Annotated in this window: 1 protein-coding gene and 1 pseudogene; both read left to right on the top strand. The window is 46.5% G+C overall.

Annotation, left to right across the window (positions count from 1 at the left end; genetic code table 11):
* Positions 1 to 571, top strand: a pseudogene (locus A3762_RS27875) (hypothetical protein); the annotation flags it as partial.
* 65 nt (positions 572 to 636) lie between these two features.
* The coding region (locus tag A3762_RS20515) for a hypothetical protein (protein ID WP_156493633.1) at positions 637 to 1,351 on the top strand (715 nt) is incomplete at its 3' end.

Below are 1,351 nucleotides of genomic sequence, written 5' to 3'. Positions count from 1 at the left end.
AGGTCTGGCAGGCATCTTCACACTTGGTGGAGCAATCGGAGGAACCGAAGGTGCTGACCGCGTATGCAATGGCAACTGGCTTGATAGTATTATCAACTTCGCATTCCTAGGCCAAGACTGTAATGCTAGCGTAGAGTGGCTACAAACATTCGACTCTTATGCCGTGAAGAGCTACATCGGCTCTAACCTAGGTGCACCGATCTACGTGATGGGCGGTTATAAGGGCTTCCCAGGCCTTGAAGGCGCTTCGTCTGGCTTAATCACGGGTGAAGATGATGGCTACATCAACCTTGCATCTCAAATGAGCTGTTCTGGTTCTGGTAAGCGTTATGTAGAAAGCGACCTGAACGACTACAAAAAGATCTTCGGTATTAGTTACGGTAGCCCAACGTATCGTTGTAACGATGCAAACAAAGGCACGCCGCGTACTTACAACATGGCAAGTGTTTACACTGACCATGATGCTGAGCGTAACGCTGCGATCAAATACCCTGATTACACAAATATCGAAGACGGCATTACCTGCGGAAATGGCCGCAGTATGGCGGGTCGAATCAACTCTTGCTTGTAATCAATACAGCGCCATAACAAGGAGGGCCATGCCCTCCTTTTCAATCTACAAAGAAGTACCGAGCCATGCAACGCAACATCGTCTTATTAAGCATTCCCCCTCTAATCGCTTTAGCAATGCTTGCGTATTTTGATCATGCACAACAATCCCCAGATCTCGACAACAAACCTCAAAAAGCCCATACAGAACAACACACACCTATCAATCAGCCTGCTACAAGCCAAGCAGCAAAAGTACCGACATTAACCCTCAAACCTGTAACAGGCTCTCAACAAGATCAAATATCCGTTACTCCTATTTCAGGTATTGAACAAATAAGAGCCATCAAGAATAAAACCGCTTTGCATCAAGCCGTCTTAAAAGACCATGCCTCCTTCACACGCTACCCAAGCAGCAATGTTCGTGTTGATCGATTGGAACGCGACCCAGTGACCATGACTTACGAAACGCATCAACGCACGACAGAAAGCGAAGACATGCGCACATCCATCACTGCATGGACCGATAAAAAATACATCAATCAAGGTCAAGCGCTGACATTGTTCTCACGCATCGATAGTGTTGAGCTACAAGGCTTGAGCAGCAAAATCATGGCGCAAGTGTACTTTAGTGAACAGCAAAGCATTCTCATCGAAAATCTTCAGGCACGCCAACAAGACGGTACGTATTACCTCACTATTTCAGAGGAGCAAACGAGCTTATGGCCTTCAGGGATATACAAAGCCATTATCGTGAGTGACATTGACCAACTCTCAGAATCGGTGAGTTTCGTAATCTCTC

The organism is Oleiphilus sp. HI0125, assembly GCF_001635355.1.
Note: the sequence above shows the minus strand (reverse complement) of the source record. Positions and strands in the feature narration are given on the sequence as shown.